At 68.4% G+C, this 22,242-nt stretch carries 29 protein-coding genes and 2 tRNA genes; 5 read left to right on the forward strand and 26 right to left on the reverse strand.

The features are described 5' to 3' along the window. A partial coding sequence (locus ACFE7F_RS12990; protein ID WP_375404277.1) for an AMP-binding protein occupies positions 1 to 924 on the reverse strand: 924 nt, incomplete at its 3' end. 88 nt (positions 925 to 1,012) lie between these two features. Between ACFE7F_RS12990 and ACFE7F_RS12995 the strand changes: the two genes are divergently transcribed. The 3 genes from ACFE7F_RS12995 to ACFE7F_RS13005 are packed head-to-tail and all read left to right on the forward strand — an operon-like array spanning position 1,013 to position 2,729. Further along, on the forward strand, positions 1,013 to 1,285 hold the full coding sequence (locus ACFE7F_RS12995; protein ID WP_375404304.1) for an acyl carrier protein: 273 nt from the start codon (positions 1,013 to 1,015) through the stop codon (positions 1,283 to 1,285). A 35-nt stretch (positions 1,286 to 1,320) separates the two neighbouring features. After that, positions 1,321 to 1,974: a hypothetical protein gene (locus ACFE7F_RS13000; protein WP_375404278.1), complete on the forward strand. Its 654-nt coding sequence runs from the start codon at positions 1,321 to 1,323 to the stop codon at positions 1,972 to 1,974. Then, positions 1,962 to 2,729, forward strand: coding sequence for a hydrolase 1, exosortase A system-associated (locus ACFE7F_RS13005; protein WP_375404279.1), 768 nt, complete (start codon positions 1,962 to 1,964; stop codon positions 2,727 to 2,729). The genes ACFE7F_RS13000 and ACFE7F_RS13005 overlap by 13 nt, the downstream gene beginning before the upstream one ends. Here the strand turns inward: ACFE7F_RS13005 and trxB are convergent. The 4 genes from trxB to ACFE7F_RS13025 all read right to left on the reverse strand — a co-directional run bounded on the left by trxB (position 2,719) and on the right by ACFE7F_RS13025 (position 6,359). After that, on the reverse strand, positions 2,719 to 3,726 hold the full coding sequence (trxB, locus tag ACFE7F_RS13010) for a thioredoxin-disulfide reductase (protein ID WP_375404280.1): 1,008 nt from the start codon (positions 3,724 to 3,726) through the stop codon (positions 2,719 to 2,721). The two genes, ACFE7F_RS13005 and trxB, sit on opposite strands and share 11 nt — an antisense overlap. A 50-nt stretch (positions 3,727 to 3,776) precedes the next feature. Beyond that, positions 3,777 to 3,853, reverse strand: a tRNA-Met gene (locus tag ACFE7F_RS13015). Between the two features lie 56 nt (positions 3,854 to 3,909). Then, the gene (locus ACFE7F_RS13020; RefSeq protein WP_375404305.1) at positions 3,910 to 4,434 is read right to left on the reverse strand and encodes a 2'-5' RNA ligase family protein; all 525 of its coding nucleotides are present in this window, start codon (positions 4,432 to 4,434) and stop codon (positions 3,910 to 3,912) included. Continuing rightward, positions 4,431 to 6,359, reverse strand: coding sequence for a potassium transporter Kup (locus ACFE7F_RS13025; protein WP_375404281.1), 1,929 nt, complete (start codon positions 6,357 to 6,359; stop codon positions 4,431 to 4,433). Before ACFE7F_RS13025 ends, ACFE7F_RS13020 begins: the two co-directional genes overlap by 4 nt. 96 nt (positions 6,360 to 6,455) lie before the next feature. Between ACFE7F_RS13025 and ald the strand changes: the two genes are divergently transcribed. Together ald and ACFE7F_RS13035 are read left to right on the forward strand one after the other, a co-directional pair. Further along, positions 6,456 to 7,556 (forward strand): alanine dehydrogenase, encoded by a 1,101-nt coding sequence (gene ald / locus ACFE7F_RS13030; protein ID WP_375404282.1) that lies wholly within the window; start codon positions 6,456 to 6,458, stop codon positions 7,554 to 7,556. Between the two features lie 48 nt (positions 7,557 to 7,604). Next, a complete protein-coding gene (locus ACFE7F_RS13035) occupies positions 7,605 to 7,823 on the forward strand; it encodes a DUF3072 domain-containing protein (RefSeq protein WP_375404283.1) in 219 nt (72 codons plus the stop codon). 16 nt (positions 7,824 to 7,839) lie between these two features. Here the strand turns inward: ACFE7F_RS13035 and ACFE7F_RS13040 are convergent, their stop codons facing one another. The 21 genes from ACFE7F_RS13040 to gspG form a co-directional block, all read right to left on the reverse strand. Next, positions 7,840 to 8,472: a tetratricopeptide repeat protein gene (locus ACFE7F_RS13040; protein WP_375404284.1), complete on the reverse strand. Its 633-nt coding sequence runs from the start codon at positions 8,470 to 8,472 to the stop codon at positions 7,840 to 7,842. A 10-nt stretch (positions 8,473 to 8,482) separates the two neighbouring features. Further along, positions 8,483 to 8,869 (reverse strand): cytochrome c-type biogenesis protein, encoded by a 387-nt coding sequence (locus ACFE7F_RS13045; protein WP_375404285.1) that lies wholly within the window; start codon positions 8,867 to 8,869, stop codon positions 8,483 to 8,485. Then, positions 8,866 to 9,393 (reverse strand): redoxin family protein, encoded by a 528-nt coding sequence (locus ACFE7F_RS13050; RefSeq protein ID WP_375404286.1) that lies wholly within the window; start codon positions 9,391 to 9,393, stop codon positions 8,866 to 8,868. The genes ACFE7F_RS13045 and ACFE7F_RS13050 overlap by 4 nt, the downstream gene beginning before the upstream one ends. Next, a complete protein-coding gene (locus tag ACFE7F_RS13055; RefSeq protein WP_375404287.1) occupies positions 9,390 to 11,315 on the reverse strand; it encodes a heme lyase CcmF/NrfE family subunit in 1,926 nt (641 codons plus the stop codon). Before ACFE7F_RS13055 ends, ACFE7F_RS13050 begins: the two co-directional genes overlap by 4 nt. Continuing rightward, entirely contained in the window at positions 11,312 to 11,761 is a 450-nt protein-coding gene (gene ccmE / locus ACFE7F_RS13060) for a cytochrome c maturation protein CcmE (protein ID WP_375404288.1), read from the reverse strand. Before ccmE ends, ACFE7F_RS13055 begins: the two co-directional genes overlap by 4 nt. 97 nt (positions 11,762 to 11,858) lie before the next feature. Beyond that, on the reverse strand, positions 11,859 to 12,584 hold the full coding sequence (ccmC, locus tag ACFE7F_RS13065; RefSeq protein ID WP_375404289.1) for a heme ABC transporter permease CcmC: 726 nt from the start codon (positions 12,582 to 12,584) through the stop codon (positions 11,859 to 11,861). A gap of 68 nt (positions 12,585 to 12,652) precedes the next feature. Beyond that, positions 12,653 to 13,699, reverse strand: a complete 1,047-nt coding sequence (locus tag ACFE7F_RS13070) for a Glu/Leu/Phe/Val dehydrogenase (protein WP_375404290.1) — start codon at positions 13,697 to 13,699, stop codon at positions 12,653 to 12,655. 24 nt (positions 13,700 to 13,723) lie between these two features. Then, a tRNA-His gene (locus ACFE7F_RS13075) sits at positions 13,724 to 13,800 on the reverse strand. A gap of 68 nt (positions 13,801 to 13,868) precedes the next feature. Then, the gene (locus ACFE7F_RS13080; RefSeq protein WP_375404291.1) at positions 13,869 to 14,747 is read right to left on the reverse strand and encodes an IS1 family transposase; all 879 of its coding nucleotides are present in this window, start codon (positions 14,745 to 14,747) and stop codon (positions 13,869 to 13,871) included. Between the two features lie 43 nt (positions 14,748 to 14,790). Further along, the gene (locus ACFE7F_RS13085; protein WP_375404292.1) at positions 14,791 to 15,894 is read right to left on the reverse strand and encodes a helix-turn-helix domain-containing protein; all 1,104 of its coding nucleotides are present in this window, start codon (positions 15,892 to 15,894) and stop codon (positions 14,791 to 14,793) included. 2 nt (positions 15,895 to 15,896) lie between these two features. Further along, entirely contained in the window at positions 15,897 to 16,553 is a 657-nt protein-coding gene (locus ACFE7F_RS13090; RefSeq protein ID WP_375404293.1) for a hypothetical protein, read from the reverse strand. A 56-nt stretch (positions 16,554 to 16,609) separates the two neighbouring features. Then, positions 16,610 to 16,840 carry a hypothetical protein gene (locus ACFE7F_RS13095; RefSeq protein ID WP_375404294.1) on the reverse strand — a complete coding sequence of 77 codons (231 nt, stop codon included), beginning with the start codon at positions 16,838 to 16,840 and terminating at the stop codon, positions 16,610 to 16,612. Then, complete coding sequence (locus tag ACFE7F_RS13100; protein WP_375404295.1) at positions 16,833 to 17,039, reverse strand: hypothetical protein; 207 nt, start codon at positions 17,037 to 17,039, stop codon at positions 16,833 to 16,835. Before ACFE7F_RS13100 ends, ACFE7F_RS13095 begins: the two co-directional genes overlap by 8 nt. Before the next feature lie 82 nt (positions 17,040 to 17,121). After that, entirely contained in the window at positions 17,122 to 17,850 is a 729-nt protein-coding gene (gene gspN / locus ACFE7F_RS13105; RefSeq protein WP_375404296.1) for a type II secretion system protein N, read from the reverse strand. A gap of 10 nt (positions 17,851 to 17,860) precedes the next feature. Continuing rightward, positions 17,861 to 18,337, reverse strand: a complete 477-nt coding sequence (gene gspM, locus ACFE7F_RS13110; protein ID WP_375404297.1) for a type II secretion system protein GspM — start codon at positions 18,335 to 18,337, stop codon at positions 17,861 to 17,863. Further along, a complete protein-coding gene (gene gspL, locus ACFE7F_RS13115) occupies positions 18,334 to 19,401 on the reverse strand; it encodes a type II secretion system protein GspL (protein WP_375404298.1) in 1,068 nt (355 codons plus the stop codon). Before gspL ends, gspM begins: the two co-directional genes overlap by 4 nt. Further along, positions 19,398 to 20,378, reverse strand: coding sequence for a type II secretion system minor pseudopilin GspK (gene gspK, locus ACFE7F_RS13120; RefSeq protein WP_375404299.1), 981 nt, complete (start codon positions 20,376 to 20,378; stop codon positions 19,398 to 19,400). Before gspK ends, gspL begins: the two co-directional genes overlap by 4 nt. Continuing rightward, the gene (gene gspJ, locus ACFE7F_RS13125; protein WP_375404300.1) at positions 20,365 to 21,018 is read right to left on the reverse strand and encodes a type II secretion system minor pseudopilin GspJ; all 654 of its coding nucleotides are present in this window, start codon (positions 21,016 to 21,018) and stop codon (positions 20,365 to 20,367) included. The genes gspK and gspJ overlap by 14 nt, the downstream gene beginning before the upstream one ends. Continuing rightward, on the reverse strand, positions 21,015 to 21,410 hold the full coding sequence (gene gspI, locus ACFE7F_RS13130; RefSeq protein ID WP_375404301.1) for a type II secretion system minor pseudopilin GspI: 396 nt from the start codon (positions 21,408 to 21,410) through the stop codon (positions 21,015 to 21,017). Before gspI ends, gspJ begins: the two co-directional genes overlap by 4 nt. Continuing rightward, the gene (locus tag ACFE7F_RS13135) at positions 21,400 to 21,897 is read right to left on the reverse strand and encodes a GspH/FimT family pseudopilin (protein ID WP_375404302.1); all 498 of its coding nucleotides are present in this window, start codon (positions 21,895 to 21,897) and stop codon (positions 21,400 to 21,402) included. Before ACFE7F_RS13135 ends, gspI begins: the two co-directional genes overlap by 11 nt. Beyond that, positions 21,872 to 22,242, reverse strand: a 371-nt coding sequence (gene gspG, locus ACFE7F_RS13140; protein ID WP_375404303.1) for a type II secretion system major pseudopilin GspG, incomplete at its 5' end; no start/stop codon positions are given. The genes ACFE7F_RS13135 and gspG, both read right to left, overlap by 26 nt.

The following is a 22,242-nucleotide window of genomic DNA, read 5'->3' on the forward strand; positions in this document are numbered from 1 at the left end:
GTAAGTGGAACGGAACGCCTCGGTAATGCCATACATCGCATAGATTCGCGCCGCTGGGAACTTGGCCCGCAAGCCCCGCACCAATCGCGGCGTCAACGCCCCGCCCGAGTTGGTCAGGCGCGTCAGCGTGCCCGCGACCGCGTCGGGCCACTTAGCCTCCAGCAGCTGCATCCATAACGGCGGCACCCCGGCGACCGTCGTCGCGCCCGTCCGCTCGGCCGCCCGAACCACGTCGACGGGCGTGAGGTAATCGACGGGCGCGACGCTCGCCCCCGCATACCACGTCGAGAACAGCTGATTCTGTCCGTAATCGAACGATAGCGGCAGCACGCCGAGCACACGGTCAACCGCCGTCAGCTCCAGATAATGCGCGACGGAGACCGCGCCGAGCCACAAATTGGCGTGGCTCAGCATCACGCCCTTGGGACGGCCGGTCGAGCCGGAGGTGTAGAGGATCGCGGCCAGCGCGCTCGGGTCGGCGACCGACGGGCCGAGCGCGCCGGATCGTGAAGCGCCGAGCGGAAGCTCCCCCTCCTCGACCACCTCGCAGCCGGCAGGCACGTCGCCGTCCGCCAGCGTCGCCGCCCGCGCGCGCTGGGTCACGATCAACTCCGCGCCGGAGTCCGCGAGAATATGCGCGACTTGCGCCCGCCGCAGCAGCGGGTTGATCGGCACATGCACCAGCCCGGCGCGCGCCGCCGCGAGCGGGAGCACGCACGCCGTCCGCGTCTTGGGCAGCCAACTCGCAACCCGGTTGCCGGGCGCGAGACCTCGTCGCGCCAGCCAGCCGGCCGTAGCCGCCACGGCGCGCTCCAGATCGGCGAAGCTCCACGCGCCCGCCCGGTCGATCAGCGCGGCGTCCTCCGCCCGCCCGCGCAGGTGGACATGGTCGATGGGGTACGGCGTGGGATCGGGCGAGGTCATCGCTTGGCCTCATAGCGCGCCGGTGTTGCCCAAATCACCCCCGGCGACTACCGCACGGCGCATCACCGCAGCAGGATGGGCACGGGACTTGATCGAGGAAGGCGCACAGCTGGTCGACGACACGATCCGCGCGGTACTTCGCGACGTGCTGGGGCTCAGCCAGGAGCGCGTCTATACGTTCGACGAGTCCACGCAGCTGTTCGGATCGCTCCCCGAACTCGACTCGATGGCGGTCGCGGGCGTGCTGACCGAGCTCGAGGACCGGCTCGCGATCGTGATCGAGGACGACGAGGTCGACGGCGAGATGATGGCGACCTTCGGCTCGCTCGCGCATTTCGCGCGCGGGAAGGCGCTGCTCTGATCGACCGCTACGAGTGGACCGGCGGAACCGAGGCGATGCTCCGCTTCGGCCCCGATCACGGACCGGTCGTCGTCGTCGCCTCCGCCTTGTTCGAGGAGGCGAACCGCACGCGCGCGTTTCTGGTCCGCACCTTGCGCCTGCTCGCGTCGGAGGGCGTGGCGAGCGTGCTTCCCGATCTGCCCGGGGCCGGGGAAAGTCTTGTTCCGACATCGCAAGCGACCTTGAACGGGTGGCGGACGGCGTTCGCCGCGGCCGCGCAGTCCGTCGGGCGTTCCGTCTTGGTGCTTGCGGTCAGGGGCGGCGCGCTCGTCGATACGATGGTCGACGCGGCGGGCCGTTACCATTTCGCGTCGTTGACGGGCGCATCGCTGATCCGCGATCTCGTGCGCACCCGCCAAGCCGCGGCGCGCGAGGAAGGCGAGCGGTTTGATCCCGCCGAACTCGAACGGCCGGGCCCGCCGATCCTGCTCGCGGGCAACCTCGTCGATCGATCGCTCCTGTCCGATCTGGCGCGTGCGGAGCCCGTGTCCGCGAACCGCACCGCCCGCCTCGGGACCGATCCGTACCCGGCCAACCTCCGCCTGAGCGGCCGCCCGCTCTGGCGCGCGAGCGAGCCCGATGTCGACGCGCCGCTCGCGGCCGCGCTAGCCGCCGACATCGCGGCGTGGGTCCGCCGATGCGACGCCTGATCACCTTCCCCTGCGAGGGCGATACGCTCGTCGGCACCGTCGACGAAGCGGCGGGCGAAACCGGCCTGCTGATCGTATCGGGAGGCAACGAGGTACGGGTCGGCGCGCACCGCGGCATGGCGACGCTCGCCGCCGCGCTGGCGGAAAAGGGAGTACCCGTATTGCGCTTCGATCGGCGCGGCATCGGCGACTCGGGCGGCGAGAATCGTGGCTGGTCGGATAGTGCCGACGACATCGCCGCCGCCGCCGCCGTATTCCGCACCGAGGCACCCGGAGTCCGACGGGTCGTCGGCTTCGGCAATTGCGACGCCGCCGCCGCGCTGGCGCTGTTCGGTCGCCCGGCGGGCATGGACGCGATCGTCCTTGCCAATCCCTGGACCGGCGATGACGAGCGCGACGACCTGCCGCCGGCCGCGGCGATCCGCGCGCGCTATGCCGATCGCCTGCGGAGCGGCGCGCAGTGGAGGCGGCTATTGACCGGCGGCGTCGCGTTCGGGACGTTGTGGCGGGGCTTGCGCAAGGCCGTCCGCTCCGGCCCGCGACCGCTGGCCGATCGGATCGCCCGGTCCGATCCCGCCGCGATCATCCTGGCCGAGCGCGACGCCACCGCTCAGGCATTCCTTGCCGCGGTCGCCAAGCGAGCCCGCGAGCTGCCGATCGTCAAGGTGCCCACCGCGTCACACAGCTTCACCCGCCCGGACGCCGCCGCCGCGCTCGAGGCCGCGGTCCTCGCGGTGGTTCGGGCTACCAGGTAGCTTCAGCGTTCTCTTTCTCACGCAGCGGCTCATGCATCGCCGCCGTGTCGGACTCGTGCGCGGCGGCCGCCATGAACCGCTCGGCGTCGAGCGCGGCCATGCAGCCCGTGCCCGCCGCCGTCACCGCCTGGCGATAGACCTTGTCCGCCACGTCCCCGCACGCGAATACGCCCGGCACGCTCGTGCGCGTGGTGCCGGTTTCAACGGAGATGTAGCCGTCCTCGTCGAGCTCGACGTGATCCCGGAACAGCTCGGTGGCGGGATGATGCCCGATCGCGACGAACGCGCCGTCGGTCGCCAGACGGCTCGCCTCGCCCGTCACCGTGTCGCGCAGGTCCAGTCCGACCAGCCCGGTCGTCCCGCCGCCATCCACGAAGCCGGCGACCTCCTTGTTCCACAGCACGGTGATGCCCGGATGGGCGCGGAGCCGCTCCTGCAGGATCCGTTCGGCGCGTAAGGAGTCACGCCGGTGGATCAGCGTCACGTCGGGCGAGTGGTTGGTCAGGTACAGCGCCTCCTCGACCGCGGTGTTGCCGCCGCCGATCACCGCCACCTTCTTGCCCCGGTAGAAGAAGCCGTCGCAGGTCGCGCACGCGCTTACCCCCTTGCCCTTCATCGTCTCCTCGCTGTCGATCCCGAGCCACTTGGCCTGCGCGCCCGTGGCGATGACCAGCACATCGCCCTGGTACACGTCGCCGCCGTCACCGGTCAGGCGGAACGGGCGGCGCGTCAGGTCGACGCCGGTGATCGTGTCCCACATCATGCGCGTGCCGACATGCTCGGCCTGGGCCTGCATCTGCTCCATGAGCCACGGGCCCTGGATGACGTCGGCGAAGCCCGGATAGTTCTCGACGTCCGTGGTCGTGGTCAGCTGCCCGCCCGGCTGGATGCCCTGTACGACGATCGGCTCCAGCCCTGCCCGCGCGCCGTAGATGGCGGCCGACAGCCCGGCGGGTCCCGAGCCGAGGATGAGCATGCGGGTGGTGTGGACGGTCATTGGTGCGAGCCCCTGGTGAACGCTTCTCATGTAGGCGCTCGGCTCGCGAGTGGTAGCGGAGGAGGGACTTGAACCCCCGACCCCAGGATTATGATTCCCGTGCTCTAACCAGCTGAGCTACTCCGCCCCGACAGGCCAGGCCCGCTCGCGAGGCGCGGGCTATAGGAACGGGCCCCAAACGGGTCAAGCGAACATGTGGCGCGAGAGCGGCTCCCACGGCCCGCCCCGGTACCACCAGACCGCCAACCCGGCGAGCTCGAGCGGCCGCGAGCGGAAATCGCGCTGCAGGTCGGCGAGCAGGATCCTGGCGACGCGCGGCTCCACCTTGTTCTGGACCGTGACGTGCGGACGCCAGCCGCCGGCGTCCTGCGGCGTGAGCAGCCCGGCGAACGCGTCGGCCAGCCGCGCGCGGATGCCCGCCAATCCGGGCGAGTCGATGCGGTAGGCGACGCCGCGCCCCAGCGAGATCAGCCCGGCCAGCCTCGCGTCGGGCGCGGGGATCCCACGCGTTTCGGTCACGAGGCGGTGTTTCAGCTCGTCGGCGATCGAAGGCGGCAGGTGATGGAACATCGTCAGGTGGGCCGACAGCTGATTGCGTTCCGGCGGAAAATGCGTCGCTCGCGCGGCGTCGAACCAGCCCTGATCGTTCCGCGAGAACAGCGCGGTGACGATGATCGGCGCGAGCGTGGGCGGGAAATCGTCGGTCAGATCTCGACCTGACTGCCGAGCTCGACGACGCGGTTGGACGGCAGACGAAAGAACTCCATCGCCGATTCAGCGTTGCGAAGCATCCACGCGAACAGCTTCTCGCGCCACAGCGCCATGCCGGGCAGCTCGGACGCGATCAGCGTCTGGCGCGACAGAAAGAAGCTCGTATCGATCATCCGGAACTCGGCCCCGCATCCATGCACGTGCTTCAGCGCCACGGGCACGTTGATCTCGTCCATGAAACCATAGCGCAGCACGATGCGGTGAAAGCCCTCGCCCAGGCTTTCCAGCTTGGCGCGCTTCTCCTCGGGCCAGGTCGGCTGCTGGACGATCTTGACCGTCAGCAGCAGGACGCGCTCGTGAAGCACCTTGTTGTGCTTCAAATTGTGCAGCAGCGCGTGCGGAACGCCGTCGGCGGTCGAGGTCATGAACACGGCAGTACCCGGAACCCGCGTCGCCGATCCTACCGCCGAGTCGATGAACAGTTTCATCGGCAACGCCGACTCCTTCATGCGCGCGAGCATAAGCTCGCGACCCTTCGCCCAGGTCGTCAGTGCGGTGAAGGCGATCAGGCCGATCAGCAGCGGGAACCAGCCGCCGTCGGGAATTTTAGTCACGTTCGACGCGAAATAGGCGATGTCAAAAATCAGGAACAACGCGACCAGCGCAACCGCCCCGGACATCGGCCACTTCCAGACCCGCCGGAGCAGCACGAACAGCATCACGGTGGTGATCAGCATCGTGCCCGTCACCGCGATGCCGTAGGCGGCTGCGAGATTGGACGACTGGCGGAACATGAGCACCAATATGACGACCATAACCAGCAGCGCCCAATTCACGATCGGCACATAGATCTGCCCGAGCGCGGAGGCGGACGTATGCTCGATTTTCAGGCGCGGCAGCAGGCCGAGCTGGACCGCCTGCTGACAGACGGAGAACGCCCCGGTGATGACGGCCTGGCTCGCGATCACCGTCGCCATCGTCGCCAGGATCACGAGCGGAAGTCGTAAGTCCTCGCTCGCAAGCAAAAAGAACGGGTTGGCCGCCGCGCTCGGATCGCGCAGCATGAGCGACGCCTGGCCGAGATAATTGAGCATGAGCGCGGGGAAGATGAGGTACAGCCACGCCGCCTCGATCGGGCGGCGGCCGAAATGGCCCATGTCGGCATAAAGCGCCTCGGCACCGGTCAACGCCAGCACGACCGACCCGAGCGCCAGAAAAGCGAGCCCGTAATCGGCCTGGAAGAACCACACCGCCCAGATCGGATTGAAGGCCTGCAGCACGTCCGGGCGCTCGATGATGCTGAGCACCCCCAGGACGGACAGCGCCGCGAAATAGGTTATCATGACCGGGCCGAACAGGCGCCCGATCTTGTCGGTGCCCCGCGCCTGAATGAGAAACAACGCGACCAAGATGACCATGGCGATCGGAAGCACGAACGGCGCGAAGCCCGCCTGTACTACGACAAGCCCTTCGACCGCGGACAGGACGGAGATGGCGGGCGTGATCATGCAATCGCCGAAGAACAGCGCGGTCGCCAGGATGCCGAGCAGCACCAGACCGCGGCTCCACCGGCCGCCGCCCGAACTCTGCTGGATGAGCGCAAGCAGCGCCAGGCTGCCGCCCTCGCCCTTGTTGTCCGCGCGGAGCGTCAGGAGGATGTACTTGCCGGTCACTACGACGATCAACGACCAGAAGATCAGGCTGACGACGCCGAACACGTGGACGGTGTCGACCGTGAGCGGATGATGGCCGACGAATGTCTCCTTCATCGCATAAAGCGGCGAAGTGCCGATGTCGCCGTAGACGACGCCCACCGCGCCCAGCGCCAGCTTGCCCAGGCTGCCGGAGTTGTGGGGGTGCGCGCCGCCATCGTCATCGCTACCGCCGATTACGGGCGACTGTACGGCGGAGCGGTCGGGCATGGGCCGCGCCCCTACACCCCGTGCCGAAGCCGCGCAACGGGACAAGCTCGGACGGGTCCGCTATGGGCGCAGCCTGAACCGTTCGGAGAGGATGACATGCGCGTCGGAGTTCCCAAGGAAATCAAGAACCACGAATATCGCGTGGGCCTGACGCCGTCGTCCGTGGCCGAACTGGTCGCGGCCGGGCACCAGGTGGTGGTCGAGACCAGGGCGGGGTCGGGCATCGATTTCGAGGACGCCGATTACGTCGCGGCGGGCGCGACGATCGCGCCGGACGCGCGCGCGGTGTTCGCGGGGTCGGACATGATCGTCAAGGTCAAGGAGCCGCAGGCAAGCGAGATCGCATTGCTCGAGCCGCACCACCTGCTCTTCACCTACCTGCACCTCGCCGCCGACCCCCGCCAAGCCGAGGGGCTGATGAGATCGGGCGCTACCTGCATCGCGTACGAGACGGTGACGGCGCAAGGCGGCGGGCTGCCGCTCCTAAAGCCCATGTCGGAGGTCGCGGGCCGCATGTCGGTCCAGGTCGGCGCGCATTACCTCGAGAAGTTCCAGGGCGGACGCGGCGTGCTGCTGGGCGGCGTGCCCGGCGTGGCACCGGCCAAGGTCGCGATCCTGGGCGGCGGCGTGTCGGGCATCAACGCCGCGCAGATGGCGGTCGGCATGCGCGCGGACGTGACCATCTACGACCTCAATATGAGTCGGCTGGCCGAGCTAGACATGTTCTTCTCCAGCCAGATCAAGACCGCGTTCGCATCCAAGGCGGCGATCGCGGCGGCGGTCAGGAACGCGCATCTGGTAATCGGCGCGGTGCTGGTGCCCGGCGCGGCCGCTCCCAAGCTGGTCACGCGCGATATGCTGGGGACGATGAAGCGCGGGTCGGTGCTGGTCGACATCGCCATCGACCAGGGCGGCTGTTTCGAAACGAGCCACGCCACCACGCACGATCATCCGGTGTTCGAGGTGGACGGCGTTACGCATTATTGCGTGGCCAACATGCCCGGCGCGGTCGCGCGCACCTCCACCTTCGCGCTCAACAACGCCACCCTGCCCTTCGCGCTCAAGCTCGCCAACATGGGCGCGGATGACGCGATGCGCGCCGACCCGCATCTCGCGGCGGGGTTGAACGTGTCGAATGGGCAAATCCGACACCAGGCCGTCGCCGACGCGCTCGGTCTGGAGTTCGTCGCGGCCTGACGGAACGGACACGGAACATCGGCGTTGGAACGGTGAAGGAGACTGCGAATGTCCGAGCCCGAGAACCCCAAGATGCACCCGACCTCGAATGCCGTCAAGGATCCGCACGACTGGACCACCGGCGACGAGCCGATGACCGGCGCGCAGGCGAGCTATCTGAAGACGTTGAGCGAGGAAGCTCACGAAGAGTTCGACGACAAGCTCAGCAAGGGCGATGCATCGCTCAAGATCGACGAACTTCAAGAGAAGACCGGGCGCGGCAAGTAGCGCGTTCGGCCCGGTCTCAGCCAGGCCGGCGCGCCTGATCGGCCAGGAGCCGGTCGAGGAGCGCCAGCCGAAGCGTGACGTCCCGGCGATAGGACGCCCGGTCCGGCGATAACGCCGCCGCCCTGGCCCAATATGGCCGAGCGGCGGCGTACTCGTCGGCTCGCACGTAGGCCAGACCCAGGAAGAATGGCGGCGCGGGATGCGCGGGCGCGATCCGCATCGCCTGGTCGAAGGCGAAGCGCGACGGCGGGGAAACGGTCCCGTCATGCACGGCCATCGCGCCGCCCAGCGCCGTCCATAAGGCAACACTTTTAGGGATGCGATCCAGACCGCCCAGCAGTACGCGGATGGCCGAGTCACCGTCGCCCGACCGCGTCATGGCGTCGGCGGCGATCAGATAGGCCGTGTCGAGCGTGTAGCGTCCGAACATGGCGTCGCGCAGTTCGAGCAGGCCGGCGTCCTCGGAAACCTTCGTCACGTTCGGGGTCGCGGAACGGCTCGGTTGCAAAGGCGATCCTTGCAGCGCGTAGCCGGTCGCGCCGAGCATCAGCGCGGCCCCGAGCAGCGGCCAGACCGGTCGCGCGATCCTGAGCAGGACGAGCAGCGCCGATGCGGCGACGCCGAGCAACGCCAGCCATACCAGCCCCATCAGCGTTGCTTCATCGGTGACGGCGTCGGAAGCTGCCCCGCGCGAGCCAGCCTCCCAGGCCAAGCAGCAGCAGCGGCGCGATCCATAACGGCGCGCTCACCAGCGAGAATGGCGGGTCGTAGGTGACGTAGTCGCCGTAGCGCGCGATCAGCCAGCCGCGCACAGCCGCGCCGTCCTGCCCCGCCGCGATCCGCTCGCGGACGAGCGAGCGCATGTCGCCCGCCATGTCGGCGTCGCTGTCGGCGATCGACTGACCCTGGCACACGAGGCAGCGGAGCGTTCCCATCAGCTCTCGCGCCTCCGCTTCCCGCGCGGGATCGGCAAGCTGGACGTTCGCATACGGCGCGGGCGCGGGCGCGCTCGGGACCGCCGCGGCCAGCAGCAGAGCGGCGATCACCGTGCCCGCTCGATCTCGGCGCGGATCACATCGACATCCGCGGGCGTGATGTAACCGACATGCTGGTAGGTAATGATGCCCCGCGCATCGACCACGAAGCTTTCGGGCACCCCTGCCGCGCCGAGCGCCAGCTGGACCGCGCTCGCCCGGTCGTCGCCGATACGGCCGAACGGGTCGCCGTTGCGGACGAGGAACCGGCCGAGCGCAGGCGCGGTATCGCGGACCGCGACGCCCTCGACCGCAACACCCGCCCGCTTGAGCGCCATCAGCTGCGGCGCTTCGGCGATGCACGGCGCGCACCAGCTGGCGAAGACGTTGACGACGCGCGGACCGCTCCCGCGCAGGTCGCCGCTGGAGAGGCCGGGCCGGCCGGGCAGAAGCGACGCCAGCGCGAAGGCGGGTACGGGCTTGCCGACTATCCCCGACCGGATGGTACGGTCGGCGGGGCGGAACAGCCCGGCCGCGACCACCGCGAACAGCAGCGCGAAGGCGGCGAGCGGCGTCCAGACCAGCGCGCGCTTCATGCGTAGGCGACCCGCGCCGTCGTCCGGCGCTCCCGGCGAACGCGGCCGATCAGCGACAACGCGCCGCCAAGCGCGATCAGGACGCCGCCGAGCCAGATGAAGGTGACGTACGGCTTCCACCACAACCGCAGCTGCCAACGGCCGCCGCCGTCGGGCTGGCCGAGCACGGCATAGAGCTGGCCGCCGAGCGTGGTCAGGATCGCGCTCTCGCTCGTAGTGGTTGCCGGGTCGGCGAAGAAGCGCGTCTGGGGGCGAAGAACCCGGACCTCGTCACCGCGCTCGACCGTCAGCCGACCCTCCAGCGCGGTCCAATTGTCGCCGAGACGCGGGGTAACTCCGTTCAGGGTGACGGTGTACGGGCCGACCAACGTCGGCTCGCCGATGCGCGCGGCGACGAGGCGCTCGGCGGTGAAGGCGGCGTCCGACGCCATGCCCGCGATGCTCACCGCGACGCCCAAATGAGCAAGCACCATGCCGTAGGTGAACAGCGGCGTGCGGCTCGGGGAGCGACCCCATAACGGCGCGATGCTGGCGACGGCTAGCCCGGCCGCGAGCGACAGCGCGACGAAGGGCAGCAGGCCGATCGATCCCTCGAACACGAACAGCCCCGCCCCGGCGAAAGCGATGGCCGCGATCGGCCAGGTCAGCCGCGCGAGCACCGCTTGCCCGTCGTCGCGCCGCCAGCGCAGCGCCGGCCCGACGCCGACCAGCGCGACGAGGACGAGCGCGACCGATCCGGCCGTCTTGTTGAAGAAGGGCGGGCCGACCGACAGCTGTACGCCGAAGCCCGCCGCGACGATCGGGTAGAGCGTGCCGATCAGCACGATGCCCAGGATCACCGACAGGAGCAGGTTGTTGACGACCAATCCCGCCTCGCGGCTGACCAGGTCGAACGGCGCGCCCGCGCGGACGGTGCCGATCCGCGCCGCAAATAGCGCGAGCGCGCCGCCGATATAGAGGCCGAGCAGCGCGAGGATGAACGCCCCGCGCTCCGAATCGACGGCGAATGCATGGACGCTGGTCAGGATGCCCGACCGGACGAGGAACGTGCCGAGCATCGACATGGAGAAGGCGACGACGGCGAGCATCACCGTCCAGGCGCGCAGGCCATCGCGGGTGGCGAGCACCGTCACCGAATGGAGCAGCGCGGTCGCGGCGAGCCAGGGCATCAGCGACGCGTTCTCGACCGGGTCCCAGAACCAGTAACCACCCCAGCCCAGCTCGTAATAGGCCCAGTAGGAGCCGGCGGTGATGCCGAGCGTCAGGAACACCCACGCGCCGAGCACCCAGGGCCGCATCGCGCGCGCGAAGGCGGGCCCCACATCGCGCGTCACCAGCGCGCCGACCGCAAAGGAGAAGGCGACGGACAGCCCGACATAGCCGGCGTAGAGCGTGGGCGGATGAAATGCCAAGCCCGGGTCCTGCAGCACCGGGTTGAGCCCGAGCCCGTCGAGCGGCGGTGTCGCCATCCGCGCGAACGGGTTGGAGGAAAAGAGCAGGAAGGCGTAGAAGCCAAGCGCGATTAAGCCCTGCGCGCCGAGCGTCGCGACCAGCGTCCGCTCGTCCAGGCGACGTTCGAACCAGGCGACCGCCGCGCCCGCGACGCCCAGGATCGCGACCCAGAGCAGCATCGAGCCCTCGTGATTGCCCCAGGCGCCCGCGAATTTGTACAACCAGGGCTTGGCGGAATGGCTGTTGCGGACGACGAGGTCGACCGACATGTCGGAGGCGAGGAACACGCCGATCAGCAGCGCCATCGCCAGGCCGACGAGCGCGCCCTGCACGATCGCGACCGGGCGGACGGCGGCGATCAGGTCCGGCGCGCTCCGGCGTCCGACGAGGCCGAGCGCGGCCAGCACCAGCTGCGCCGCGGCGAGCGCCGCCGCCAGCCACAAGGCCGCCAGACCCGCTTCGGCCATCATCGCGTGAGCGCTCCCGTCTCCAGAGTGGTGGTCTGCTGCACACCCTTCGCCAGCTGGGGCGGCATGTATTTCTCGTCATGCTTGGCGAGCAGGTTGGTGGCCTTGAACGAACCGTCGGCGTGGAACTCGCCCTCGGCGACAACGCCCGAGCGTTCGCGGAAGAGGTCGGGGACGATCCCGGCGAAGGTGACGGGCGTGGTCGCGCGGCCATCGGTGACGGCGAAGCGGATCGTCACGCCGTCGGGCGCGCGCGCGACGGAGCCGGCCTCGACCATCCCGCCCAGCCGCACCGCGCGTCCGAGCGGCAGGCCCTGGCGCTCGACGTCGGACGGCGCATAGAAGAAGGACGCCTGATCCCGCAGTGCCGACAGGGCGAGCAGCGCCGCGCCGACGATCGCGGCGAGCGCGAGCAGCACGAGCGTCAGCCGCTGATGCTTGGCCTTCATTTCTCGGCCCCGCGCATCGCCGCCCAGCTCACGAGCGCGAGCGCGCCCGCGCCGCCGAGCGTCACGGCATAGGCCGCGATCACGAAGCTCCACTGGCTCATGCGCGCGCCATCCGCCGCAGCCGCGCCTCGACCCGCGCGGTCGCCAACGCGGTACGCATGCGCATCAGCACTACGCCCGCGAAGAAGAACGTGAAGCCGGCCAGCATGATCGGCAGCGGCCAAAGGATCGACGCGTCGATGCTCGACCGGGTGAGGCCGATGCTCGGACCCTGATGGAGCGTGTTCCACCACACCACCGAATAACGGATGATCGGCAGCAGCACCGTGCCCGCGACGCCGTAGATGGCGGGCACGCGCCCGTCTCCGCCGCGCTCGGCGTCGGCGCGCGCGAGCGCCATGTAGCCGAGATAGACGAACAGCAGCAGCAGCATCGAGGTCAGCCGCCCATCCCACTGCCACCACGTTCCCCAAGTCGGCCGCCCCCAGATCGACCCCGTGACGAGGCAGATGGCCGCGAACGCCGCGCCCGGCGCCGCGATCGCGCGCGCGGCGGTCTGAGCGAGCGGGTGCCGCCAGACAAGGAACGAGATGCTCGCCACCGCAATGCCCGACCAACCGCCCATGCCGAGCCAGGCGGCGGGCACATGGATATAGAGGATGCGGACGGTGTCGCCCTGCAGGTAATCGGGCGGCGTTTGGGTCAGTCCCGCCCAACAGCCGAGCGCGATCAACGCCGCTCCCGCCCAGAACGACAGGGGCGTGAGCGGGCGCGCGATCTTGAGGAAACGCGCCGGATTGGCGAGGGCATGGAGGGCGGGCACGGTCATCAACTCATGTAGGGCGACGACCCCTCTTCGTCACCCCGGCCTACGGTATGCGGCAATCTCGATCAGCGGCCGATCAGGCGGCGGGCGATGCTGTCGGCGACCTCGGCGGCAGGACGGCCGGCGCGGTCGCTTTCGTCCCACACTTCGGCCAGGCGCTCGGGGATGCGCGCGATACGCGCCTTGACCTCGGCCTCGTCGCCCTGCCCCAGATATTCGAGGCTGACATTGATGATGCCCCCTGCGTTGATGACGTAATCGGGCGCGTACAGGATGCCGCGCTCGTGCAGGCGGCGGCCGTCCTCGGGCCGGGCGAGCTGGTTGTTCGCGCCGCCCGCCACGACCTTGGCGGAGAGCGTGCCGATCGTGGTCTCGGTCAGGATCGCGCCGAGCGCGTTGGGGCTGAAAACGTCCGCCTCCGACGACAGGATCGCACCGCTCGTGGCGGTGGCCGCGCCGAGCTCCTCGGCCAGCGCCTCGGCGCGCGCGGCATTCACGTCGGCGAGCGTTAGCACCGCGCCGTCGGCCGCCAGCAGCCGCGCCAGGCCGCCGCCCACCGAGCCGACGCCCTGGATCGCGACGCGCACCCCCTTCATGTCGGTCGCGCCCAAAGCGCGCGCGGCGGCCGCCTTGACGCCCAGATAGACGCCCAGCGATGTGTACGGGCCGGGATCGCCCCCCGCCTCGCCGCTCGCGACGGGCAGGCCCGACACATATTTGGTTGTGCCGGCGATGGTGGTCATGTCGCCGGTGGTCATGCCGACATCCTCGGCGGTGACGTACCGGCCCGACAACGAGTCGATCGCGCGGCCGAACGCTTCGAGCAGCGCGGGGGTCTTGGCCCCCTCGCCGGACGCGAGCAGCACGCCCTTGCCGCCGCCCATCGACAGGCCGGCCATCGCGTTCTTGAAGCTCATGCCGCGCGACAGGCGCAGCGCGTCGGTGATCGCGTCGGGTTCGCGCGCGTACCGCCAGAAGCGAACGCCGCCCGCCGCCGGGCCAAGCTTGGTGGAATGGATGGCGATGACCGCGCGCAGCCCGGACTGCGGATCGGAGAACAGGTGGACGGCCTCATGGTCGTCGAAATCGGGAAAACCCCAGCCGGTGGTCATGCGCCGGTTACTCGGAAGAGGTGGTGGGGCGACCGACGGGACTTGAACCCGCAACATCCGGCATCACAAGCCGACGCTCTAACCAATTGAACTACGATCGCCACGAGAGGACGCGGCCCTAGCGGGCGGTTCTCCCTACAGTCAAGGTTATCAGAAGCGGGGTAGTGTCTCACTTTGAATTGCGAGGCTTGTAGGGACCGCGCTTCGCCGGGGCGGGCGCATCCGCGTCGATCCGTGCGATCACGTCCTCTAGCGACCAAAGCCGGTCGGCAACGCCAGCGGCCATGGCGGGCGACATGCGCAGGGTCTTATGAATGCGGCAGAAATTGTAGAACACGAAGTAGAGCGACAGCGCGTGAACGTGATTGTCGAACTTCTTGGAAAAGGCGTTCGTCAGGCGCGTGAACCGGCGCATCGACATACGCATGGTGAGGTTCTGACGCTCGACATAGGACGTGCTGACGTGCGCGATGTCGGGATTGCCTTCGCGCCTGATCTTCTTAATCCCAGTGCATTCGGCGGGACTGTAGCGGCCGGGAGCGCCGATCGTGGGGCCGTACATCTTCACGAGCTGGGCGTAGTCGATGTCGGCACCGAACGCGCCTTCCACGGCCTCTAGGTACGCGCGGTGCCCGTCCGTGGTGAGCTGGACGCGGTTAGCGAGGCGGGTGCGCAGATCGTCCATGATCGTCATCGCGCTCTCGCCCGACCGATCGCCAACATAGTAGCTGACGATCAGCTTCGTGTCGGCGTCGATCGCGGTCCAAGTCCATACGTCGCCAGCGCCTTCGGGCGCGGCCTTGGCGGTCGCGACGTTCTTCTCCTTGGCATGGCAGAACGACCAAATCTCGTCGCACTGGATGCGGCTCGCCTTCACGTTGCGCACCGTCTCGTCATGAAGCGACAGGCAGGCCTCGCCAGCCTCAACCAGCAGCTTCGACACTGTGTTGATCGACACGTCGGCTACGCGGCTGATCGAGCGCATGGACGACCCTTCGCACAGCATGGCGAGGATCTGAGTGCGCTTGGCGAGAGGGAGCTTGTTCATACGCATCGCATATGAACTTTCATGCTTAGCGTCAAGCATAATGTCAGCTTACAAGCCGTAAGCCCGGATTCCTGGGCGCGGTGCGCTCTCCACGCCCATCAATCGTTATCATATTCGCAAGACCGAAAAGCAGAGCTTCAAGCTCCCAAACGGGAACACCAGTTTGATTAGAGATTTCTGCTTTTGTTATGTCTGACCGCCGCAGATCGTCGAATATTTGCTGCCACAGATTCGATTGTTCCCGCGCTATTGTCTGAGGTTCTCCCTTCAACCATCCCCGACGCGACATTTCTACGTAGAACGAATTGCTCTGACTCTTTCGCAGAATGTCGAGTTCCAGTAGGCGATACGCCAGCGCGACAGCCGCAACGCGCCAGCGGCGCTTATATGGAAGCAAGTCATCAACGGAGTAAATAGCCGTATTCATTATCGACCTTACGTCTGCCTCGGGCATGAGGAACTCACCAGCAAAGGCCTGGGCCTCTTTCTCAATAGGACTGTTCTTCTTCTCCGCTGTCGCTCCACCGTGCTTGTGAAGGCACAAATGACACAGCTCATGGGCCGCATCGAAACGGCTACGCTCCGCTGACTTAAAGCGATTAAGAAAAATATACGGGGTATCGTCACGCCAAACCGAATAAGCGTCAATTTCTTTATTATTCTCTGCCAGTGAGAATACCCGGATGCCCTTCGCTTCTAATAGATGAACCATGTTCTCGATTGGTTTATCACCAAGACGCCATTGCTGACGTAAAAGCTTAGCGGCAATCTTTGGCTTCATCTCCGCTGGGTACTCTGGAAGATTAAGCGGTACTCGATTGTAGCGCTCTGAAATCCAATCATCAAAGCGATAGGCCAGCGTCCCCGATTGCAGCGCGGCCTTCATTATCCTGTCAGTCTTGCTGGAAAGACCTCTAAAGCTCGCGTTGTCGAGGCGCGGCTGATCCAGCTCATCGTCGTTCTCAAAGAAGACTAGAGGAAATTCTAGAGCTGCTGAAATCTGCTTCAAGTTCTCGTCACTTGGTTTCAGCTCACCAGTCTCATAACGATGAATCGTGTTAGTCGAAAGACCGACACTCTCGGCGACGCCCTTCTTCGTCATCGCCCGGCGCTCCCTGGCGATAGTTAGTCTCTGCGGATTGAACATAACTAGGCTTTGCGACGGCTGATGCTTGGCTGCTCAATCTCGGCGAAATCTTCCGGTACGGGATTGGGCTTACGGCTTCCGGGATACTGCCCTGGCTCTAGCAGGATCACCCGGGTAGAAAAATCCCGCACAAAACCGCAGACTATATCAACGGGTCGTGAAATCTCTGCCGACTTAAACTCATCACTAGCATAAGCACAAAAGCACCAGAAGTCGTATTTCGACACAGGATCGTCGCAAACGCCCTTCACATATCCAAACATGTCCGGCTCTGCCACAGCACCGTTATGCTCTGTCAACTCCGTTGTTTGTGGACCCTTCTTCGATACGTTGCTCGGCTTCTTGGAAACTACTCCAGTCCGCGCATCGGTGTTGAACGCGGCAAGCTTCAGGCCAAGAGCGTCATGCTTTATGCCCTCGATCTTCCCATGCTTGCACTTCGTCCAGCCAAGGTCGCGCAGCCGCTTGTCGGTACGCAGGTATCGCGTCAGCCAACGACGCATTTCGTCAAGGCGGGTTTCCACCGGATCGTCATCGTTCACGTTGGCCCATTCGCCCAAGGCCATGTCGAAGATGTCCAGTAGCACCTCACGCGGTAATCGCATGGCTTCCAAATGAGGCAGGACCTCGAAATCCTGATGCTTCACGACTGACGGCATTTCGACCTCGACGTTACAAATCTCCAAATTAATTAAAGCCTATAATCGCAACGCGGTCAATCTCCTTTCGCCCACCGCTTCGCCGCAGCTACCTTCGCGATCTCAGCCCGCCGCTCCGGCGTCATGCTTTCCGCGCGCTTCTGTCCACCCTTGCGCCCCATCTCAGCGGCGGCGCTGGACAGGCTCTCACGCTCGTCCTCGATCTCGCCGGTGGCGATGCGGCCAATATGCACCGCCAGCCCGATCGCGTCGGCGGGGCGCTTCTCTCCGTTGGGGCCCTTAGGCATCAGCCTTCGTCTTCTCGATCGAGTAGCCTGTCGACTTTAGTGCCATGGCGGCGGCGAGGGCCATGTAGTGAGCTTCTTGGCCCGGCTGAAACAGCTTGCCGCTTTGCGCGGCCGTGCGCTGGATCGCGTCACGCATAACTTGGTACACTTCCTGCGGCACGCTACCGTCGCGGGTCAGCTGATCAAGAACGTCGTCCATATCACCTCCATGCTTTGCGCTAAGCATATAGGAAGAGCGCGGTGAATGCGAGCGGATCGGCGGCTAATTTGAAACTGAGACACTACCAGAAGCGGCCCTGGATCGAAAGCAGGTAGCCCGCCGTCGTCGCGGTGAAGCCCGCGGCTTGCAAGCGCACCGCCAGCATCGGGTCCGTCGACTGGACGGTCAGGTCCGCGCGGTAACGGCCGTTCCCCTCGATGCGGAGCGAAATCGCCTCCGTCCCCGCCTGGCTGGCGAGCGGCAACAGCAGCGCGCCGCCGTCGCAGCGCGCCGCGCCCGACACGGTGGCGGGAAGCGGCAGCCCCGCCGCGTCCCCGGCGAGCGAGGCGCGGACGCGGCCCTCCGCCGCCTCGCACCGGCCGTCGCGGAAGCGGACGGTCAGGTCGTCGAGGTCGAGCGTGGTGACGGGAAGCGGCGCGAAAACGCGGCCGGTCGGCAAGCTGCCGGTGGCGTCGTCGAGGCCGATCGCGCTGCGACTGACGGTCAGCGCGGCGCGAAGTGGGGCGGCAGAGGTCCGGTCGGGCCCGGCGAGCGCGATGCGCGCGCGGCCGATGAACAGCGGCAGCGGCGACAGGCGCGCCGACAGGTCGCCGAGCACCAGATCGCCAAACCGCGCCTCGGTCAACGTCGCTCCCCATACGCTGCCCGACACGCGGCGCGCGACCAGCCCCTGCTCGCCGAGACCCGCCCAGCCGAGCGCGAGCCGCATCGGCAGGAACACGAGTAGCGCGATCAGCATGCCCGCGCCGATCAGGGCCGCCGGACGGGTGCGGAGCGCAATCCGCTTCATGCTCGTTCGATCATTGGGCACGGCTCCGGAGCGTCAGCGTCGCCCCGACGGTGCGGTCGGGATTGGGGGTGAAGGCGGCCGAGTCGACGAGGAGCCCGCGCGCCTCCAGCCGGGCGAGCCACCCCGCGAGCGCGCCGGGCCGCGCCGACTGCACCGCGACGCGGACGCGGTCGGGGCCGTCCAGGTCGACGCTGAGCAGCGTGAAGCCCGCCTCGGCGGCGCGCGCGCGCACTTCGTCGGCGATCGGCGCGATCAAGCGTCCCGCGCCGCCGCGCTGGATCAGACGCGCCGCGTCGACCAGCGCGCGCGTTTCGCCCAGCCGGATCACCGCATCGGCATGGCGCGTGCGAGCGCTCGCGAGCCGGTCGTCCACCGGCCGGATCACGCCCGCCCAGGCCAGCGTCAGCGCGGCGAGTGCCAGCATGGCGATGAGCAGCCGCCGCTCGCGCAGCGACCGACCGTCGAACCAGGCGCGTAGAGCGGTCATCGCGGCGACACCGTGAACTCGCCGGACACGCGCCCGCCCGCCGATTGGAACGTGCCCGCCGCGACCGCGAAGCCCGCGCGCTCGATCGCGCTCTTCAGGTCGGTGACCGACGCCTCGGTCGCCGTCGTTATGCCTAGGCGAAGCGCGCCGTTGGGCTCGAAGGACAGATTGGTCAGCTCGGACCCGGGCACCGATCGGATCGCGGCGAAGGCGGCGGCGCTCGTCGCGCTGAACCCCTGACCGGGACCGCGCAGAGCGGCAAGGCGCTCGTCCAACTGGCGTGGCGCGTCCGTCACGGTACCGCCGCGCGGTAGGCCCTGCACCGCGACGGCGTCGGCTCGCGCCTCGAGCATGTCCGCGCCGACGCTGTACCGAGTCAGGCGGGCGAGATCGATCGACAAAGTCGCGAGCAGGATCGCGAGCGCATACCAGCCGAGACGGCGGATCAGTCGCCAGTCGATCCCGATGCGGCGACGGCGCGCGAACAGTCCCTGGCGCAGGTCGAGCGCCCATCCGGCTCGCCCGAGCGCCGCCGCGATCTCGCCGCGCCCGAGCGTGTCGGGCGCGACGCCGCCGGTCAGCAGTTCGGTCAGCCGCGCCTCGTCCGCGAAGCCGGCGGCCGGACCGCGCACGACGCCCTGCCCGCCGATCTCGGCCCGCGCGTAGCCCTGCGCGGGTGCAGGAATGAGCATGGGCGCGGGCACGACCGCGACCGGGTCGACGCCGACTTGCGCCAGATCGACGAGCCAGCGCCGCATCGCGTCCACGCCGACGACGCCGATAGGACGATCGCCGGGGCCTTCATCGCCGATCGCGACGTGGAGGTCGGAGACGGCTTCCGCGCTGGCGTCGGCCGCTAGCAGGCGCGCGGCGGCGGTCGCCTGCGCGGTCGAGCGGCTGGGCAATTCGGCCCAGTGCAGCGCGACCGCGTCGGCGGGAGCGACCGCGATCACCTCGCCGAACTCGGCGGGCACGCCTTCCCCCTCGACGAGCGCGCCGTCCTCGACGCGCGCCCAGCGGAAGGGGCGATCGCCCGATGGGAGGAAGAGGTAGGTGGCGCTCACGATTGTTCGCCCCATTGCCGCGAGACGAGGGTCGCGGGCAAGCGGTTCGCGTCGACCAGCGCGCGTTCCTCAACGCTCACATCGCCGAGCGCCACGTCAATGCGGAGCGCGAACCAGCGTGAGGTGACGCCGAACGCCTGCCCGCCGCCCTCGGCCGTGACGCCGTTCGCGCTGAACGCGTTCAGGAATTGCGAGACGTCGGCGAAACCTTGCGGCGGGCGGCGGAGGAGCGCCTGGGCCGCGAGATCGACCGTGAGCGTGTCGGGAAACAGCATCGCGACGAGCGGGGCTTGCTCGGGCGTCAGCGTGTTCACGTTCAGCGTCACGGGCTGCGCCACCGGAAGCGTGCAGACCCAGCGGCGCAGGCCGGCGTAAAGCGCGGGGGTAACGCCCGCCACCGCGCGCAGCTCGCTGGGGTCGGCCATCAACGCGCCCGCCGTGCGGTAGGGGGTCTCGCCCCGCAGATACGCGCCGTCCTCCGCCCCTTGCGGCTGCGTCTGATCGTCCGAGTCGATCCAGTCGGCCGCGCCCGAGGCGACCTGTTCGGCCACCTGGGCGGGAACGCCGGTCAGCCGCATCAGGCGGGCGAACTGGGTGCGCGGCACCGGCTCGCTCACCAGCGCGCCGCCCTGCCCGCGCGTCACCAGGCCATTGAGGTTGAAGCAGCCGCCGCCGTCCGTCACGCGCGCGGTCGCGACGCCATCCGGGACCGGCAGGCCGAACGGACGATCGCTCCATCCGCCCGCCAGCGTCACGCGGTCGGGGCTCGCGCCGAGCAGGCGACCGATGCGCACGAGCGCCAGCGTCTCGGCGGCGTTCGCGTAGGCCCGGCCCTGCTCGATCGCGGCGGCGTTGCCGACGAGACGGGTCGATAGGCGCAGCCGCTCGAGCGCGGTCGCAGCCAGGACCGAGACGATCGCGACCAGCAGCAGCACTGTCAGCAGCGCGGCCCCGCGCTCGCCCTCAGTTACGACCAACGGGGGTCTCCGTCGGGGTCGGAGTCGGCGTTCGCGGCGGAGGAGCATAGCCGGAACCGACCAGGAACAGCTGCCGGTGCTCGCGTCCGTCGGTGCGGATCAGGCGCAGCTCGACCGCCGACGGCAGCGGTGCGCCGTTCGCGCCGTCCCAGCGGTCGCTCCACGCGCCCCGGTATCGGTAGCGCAGGCGCGCATCGGCGAGCCCGGTCACGAGCGCGGCGGGCGCGAGCGGGGCCGCGCCGTCGAGCATGGGATAGGCGAGCCGTTCGAGCACGCCGTTCGCGACGCGGTAGGCGACCTTCTGCACGCCCGGCCGGCCTGCGCCGTCGAGGTTGCCCCAACCGCCGCGCACGACGCGCAGCATGGGCGTGGCCGTACCGCCCGCCTCGCCGAGGAAGGCGGGCAGCCGCGTACCCGCCTCGTCGCGCGTCGGGCGATCGACCGCCTGGGCGAGATCGGCGGACAGGATCGACGCGGCGCGGCCGAGTGCGGCGACGTCGTCGAGCTTGGCCTTGGTCACGCCCTGAGCGCGGACGCTGAAGGACAGCATCGCGACCCCGGCGGCGGCGATCATGCCGAAGATCATGAGCGCGACGAGCACCTCGACCAGCGTGAAGCCGTCTTCGCGCGAGGCGTTCACGAGGTACTTACCGTGACGGTCGGCGTCGGCGGGCGTACCATCGTCAGGCGGCCGAGCACTTGGCCGCTCGGGTCGGCGACCGCCACGTCGATGCGCACGATCCGGGGATCGCCGGTGGGCGTCACTACCCTCGTCCAGCTCCAGCGCGCCCCGCCATTGACCTCCGCGCCGCGCGTCGCGCCGCTTGGCGGTGCCTGCCCCTCCGTCACCGCCTCGATCGCCACGTTGCGCGCGACGGTCTGGGCCAGCATCGTCCGGTCGAGCACGCCCGCGCTGCGGATCGTCGCGCCCTCCAGCCGGATGAGCGCCATCGCCGCGAGGCTGAACACGACCAGCGCGACCATGATCTCTATAAGGGTGAAGCCCCCCTCGGCCCGGGCATCAGCCCGCATCGACACGCACGCTGCCGTTGGCCTCGACCCGGACCAGCGCGGCGGCGCGGTCGCGGGTGAGGCGCAGATCGAGGGGCTGGTCGGCGAGGCCGGTCGCGTCGAACGTCACGCGGCCGCGTCCCGAGGCGGGCAGATCGGCGCGCGTTCCCTCGCGCCAGCGTTCGACGCGCAAGGGTTTGTCGGCGATCGGGGTCCAGGCCCCACCGCGGCGCTGGTCGAAGCCGTAACCGCCCGGCGTGATCCACACGCTGACGGGCGCGGCGGCGATGATCGCCTGCGTCTGCGCGGCGCGGGTACGCGCGGCGAACCGTTCCGCCTCGTCGAGCAGACGGCCGCGCGGGTCGGGGATCGCCAGCACCGCGACGGCCGAGGCGATGCCGATCAGCGTCACCACGACCATCAGTTCGATCAGCGTGAAGCCGTGTTCGGCGTAACGCCGCAAAGGCGTGAAGCCGGCCTCTCTATTGCCAGCTCGTGATGTCGGCATCGATCCCCTCGCCTCCTTCCTTGCCGTCCGCGCCGAAGCTCCAGACGTCGGCCTGGCCGTGCTGGCCGGGGGAGGCGTAGAGATAGGCCTTGCCCCAAGGGTCGTCGGGAAGGCGTTTCAGGTAGCCGCCGGCCTGATAGCGCGATGGATCGGTCAAGCCAGCGGGCGCGGCGGAGAGCGCGGCGAGACCTTGCGAGGTGGTCGGATAGCTGATGTTCTGAAGCTTGTAGAGCTCCAGCGCGTCCTCGATCGTGGCGATGTCCGCCTTGGCCTTCTGCACGCGCGCGGTATCGCCGGAGGGCAGGACGTTGAGCGCGACGATCGTGGCGAGCAGGCCGATGATGA

This window comes from uncultured Sphingomonas sp. (assembly GCF_964235535.1).
In the GTDB taxonomy this organism is placed as follows: domain Bacteria; phylum Pseudomonadota; class Alphaproteobacteria; order Sphingomonadales; family Sphingomonadaceae; genus Sphingomonas.

Excerpts from the sequence above, each read along its gene's own strand:
- ACFE7F_RS13000 (WP_375404278.1), top strand. The coding sequence starts at position 1,321 with ATGCTCCGCTTCGGCCCCGATCACGGACCGGTCGTCGTCGTCGCCTCC.
- ACFE7F_RS13005 (WP_375404279.1), top strand. The coding sequence starts at position 1,962 with ATGCGACGCCTGATCACCTTCCCCTGCGAGGGCGATACGCTCGTCGGC.
- trxB (WP_375404280.1), bottom strand. The coding sequence starts at position 3,726 with ATGACCGTCCACACCACCCGCATGCTCATCCTCGGCTCGGGACCCGCC.
- ACFE7F_RS13025 (WP_375404281.1), bottom strand. The coding sequence starts at position 6,359 with ATGCCCGACCGCTCCGCCGTACAGTCGCCCGTAATCGGCGGTAGCGAT.
- ald (WP_375404282.1), top strand. The coding sequence starts at position 6,456 with ATGCGCGTCGGAGTTCCCAAGGAAATCAAGAACCACGAATATCGCGTG.
- ACFE7F_RS13035 (WP_375404283.1), top strand. The coding sequence starts at position 7,605 with ATGTCCGAGCCCGAGAACCCCAAGATGCACCCGACCTCGAATGCCGTC.
- ACFE7F_RS13040 (WP_375404284.1), bottom strand. The coding sequence starts at position 8,472 with ATGGGGCTGGTATGGCTGGCGTTGCTCGGCGTCGCCGCATCGGCGCTG.
- ACFE7F_RS13050 (WP_375404286.1), bottom strand. The coding sequence starts at position 9,393 with ATGAAGCGCGCGCTGGTCTGGACGCCGCTCGCCGCCTTCGCGCTGCTG.
- ACFE7F_RS13055 (WP_375404287.1), bottom strand. The coding sequence starts at position 11,315 with ATGATGGCCGAAGCGGGTCTGGCGGCCTTGTGGCTGGCGGCGGCGCTC.
- ccmE (WP_375404288.1), bottom strand. The coding sequence starts at position 11,761 with ATGAAGGCCAAGCATCAGCGGCTGACGCTCGTGCTGCTCGCGCTCGCC.
- ACFE7F_RS13070 (WP_375404290.1), bottom strand. The coding sequence starts at position 13,699 with ATGACCACCGGCTGGGGTTTTCCCGATTTCGACGACCATGAGGCCGTC.
- ACFE7F_RS13080 (WP_375404291.1), bottom strand. The coding sequence starts at position 14,747 with ATGAACAAGCTCCCTCTCGCCAAGCGCACTCAGATCCTCGCCATGCTG.
- ACFE7F_RS13085 (WP_375404292.1), bottom strand. The coding sequence starts at position 15,894 with ATGTTCAATCCGCAGAGACTAACTATCGCCAGGGAGCGCCGGGCGATG.
- ACFE7F_RS13090 (WP_375404293.1), bottom strand. The coding sequence starts at position 16,553 with ATGCCGTCAGTCGTGAAGCATCAGGATTTCGAGGTCCTGCCTCATTTG.
- ACFE7F_RS13095 (WP_375404294.1), bottom strand. The coding sequence starts at position 16,840 with ATGCCTAAGGGCCCCAACGGAGAGAAGCGCCCCGCCGACGCGATCGGG.
- ACFE7F_RS13100 (WP_375404295.1), bottom strand. The coding sequence starts at position 17,039 with ATGGACGACGTTCTTGATCAGCTGACCCGCGACGGTAGCGTGCCGCAG.
- gspN (WP_375404296.1), bottom strand. The coding sequence starts at position 17,850 with ATGAAGCGGATTGCGCTCCGCACCCGTCCGGCGGCCCTGATCGGCGCG.
- gspM (WP_375404297.1), bottom strand. The coding sequence starts at position 18,337 with ATGACCGCTCTACGCGCCTGGTTCGACGGTCGGTCGCTGCGCGAGCGG.
- gspI (WP_375404301.1), bottom strand. The coding sequence starts at position 21,410 with ATGCGGGCTGATGCCCGGGCCGAGGGGGGCTTCACCCTTATAGAGATC.
- ACFE7F_RS13135 (WP_375404302.1), bottom strand. The coding sequence starts at position 21,897 with ATGCCGACATCACGAGCTGGCAATAGAGAGGCCGGCTTCACGCCTTTG.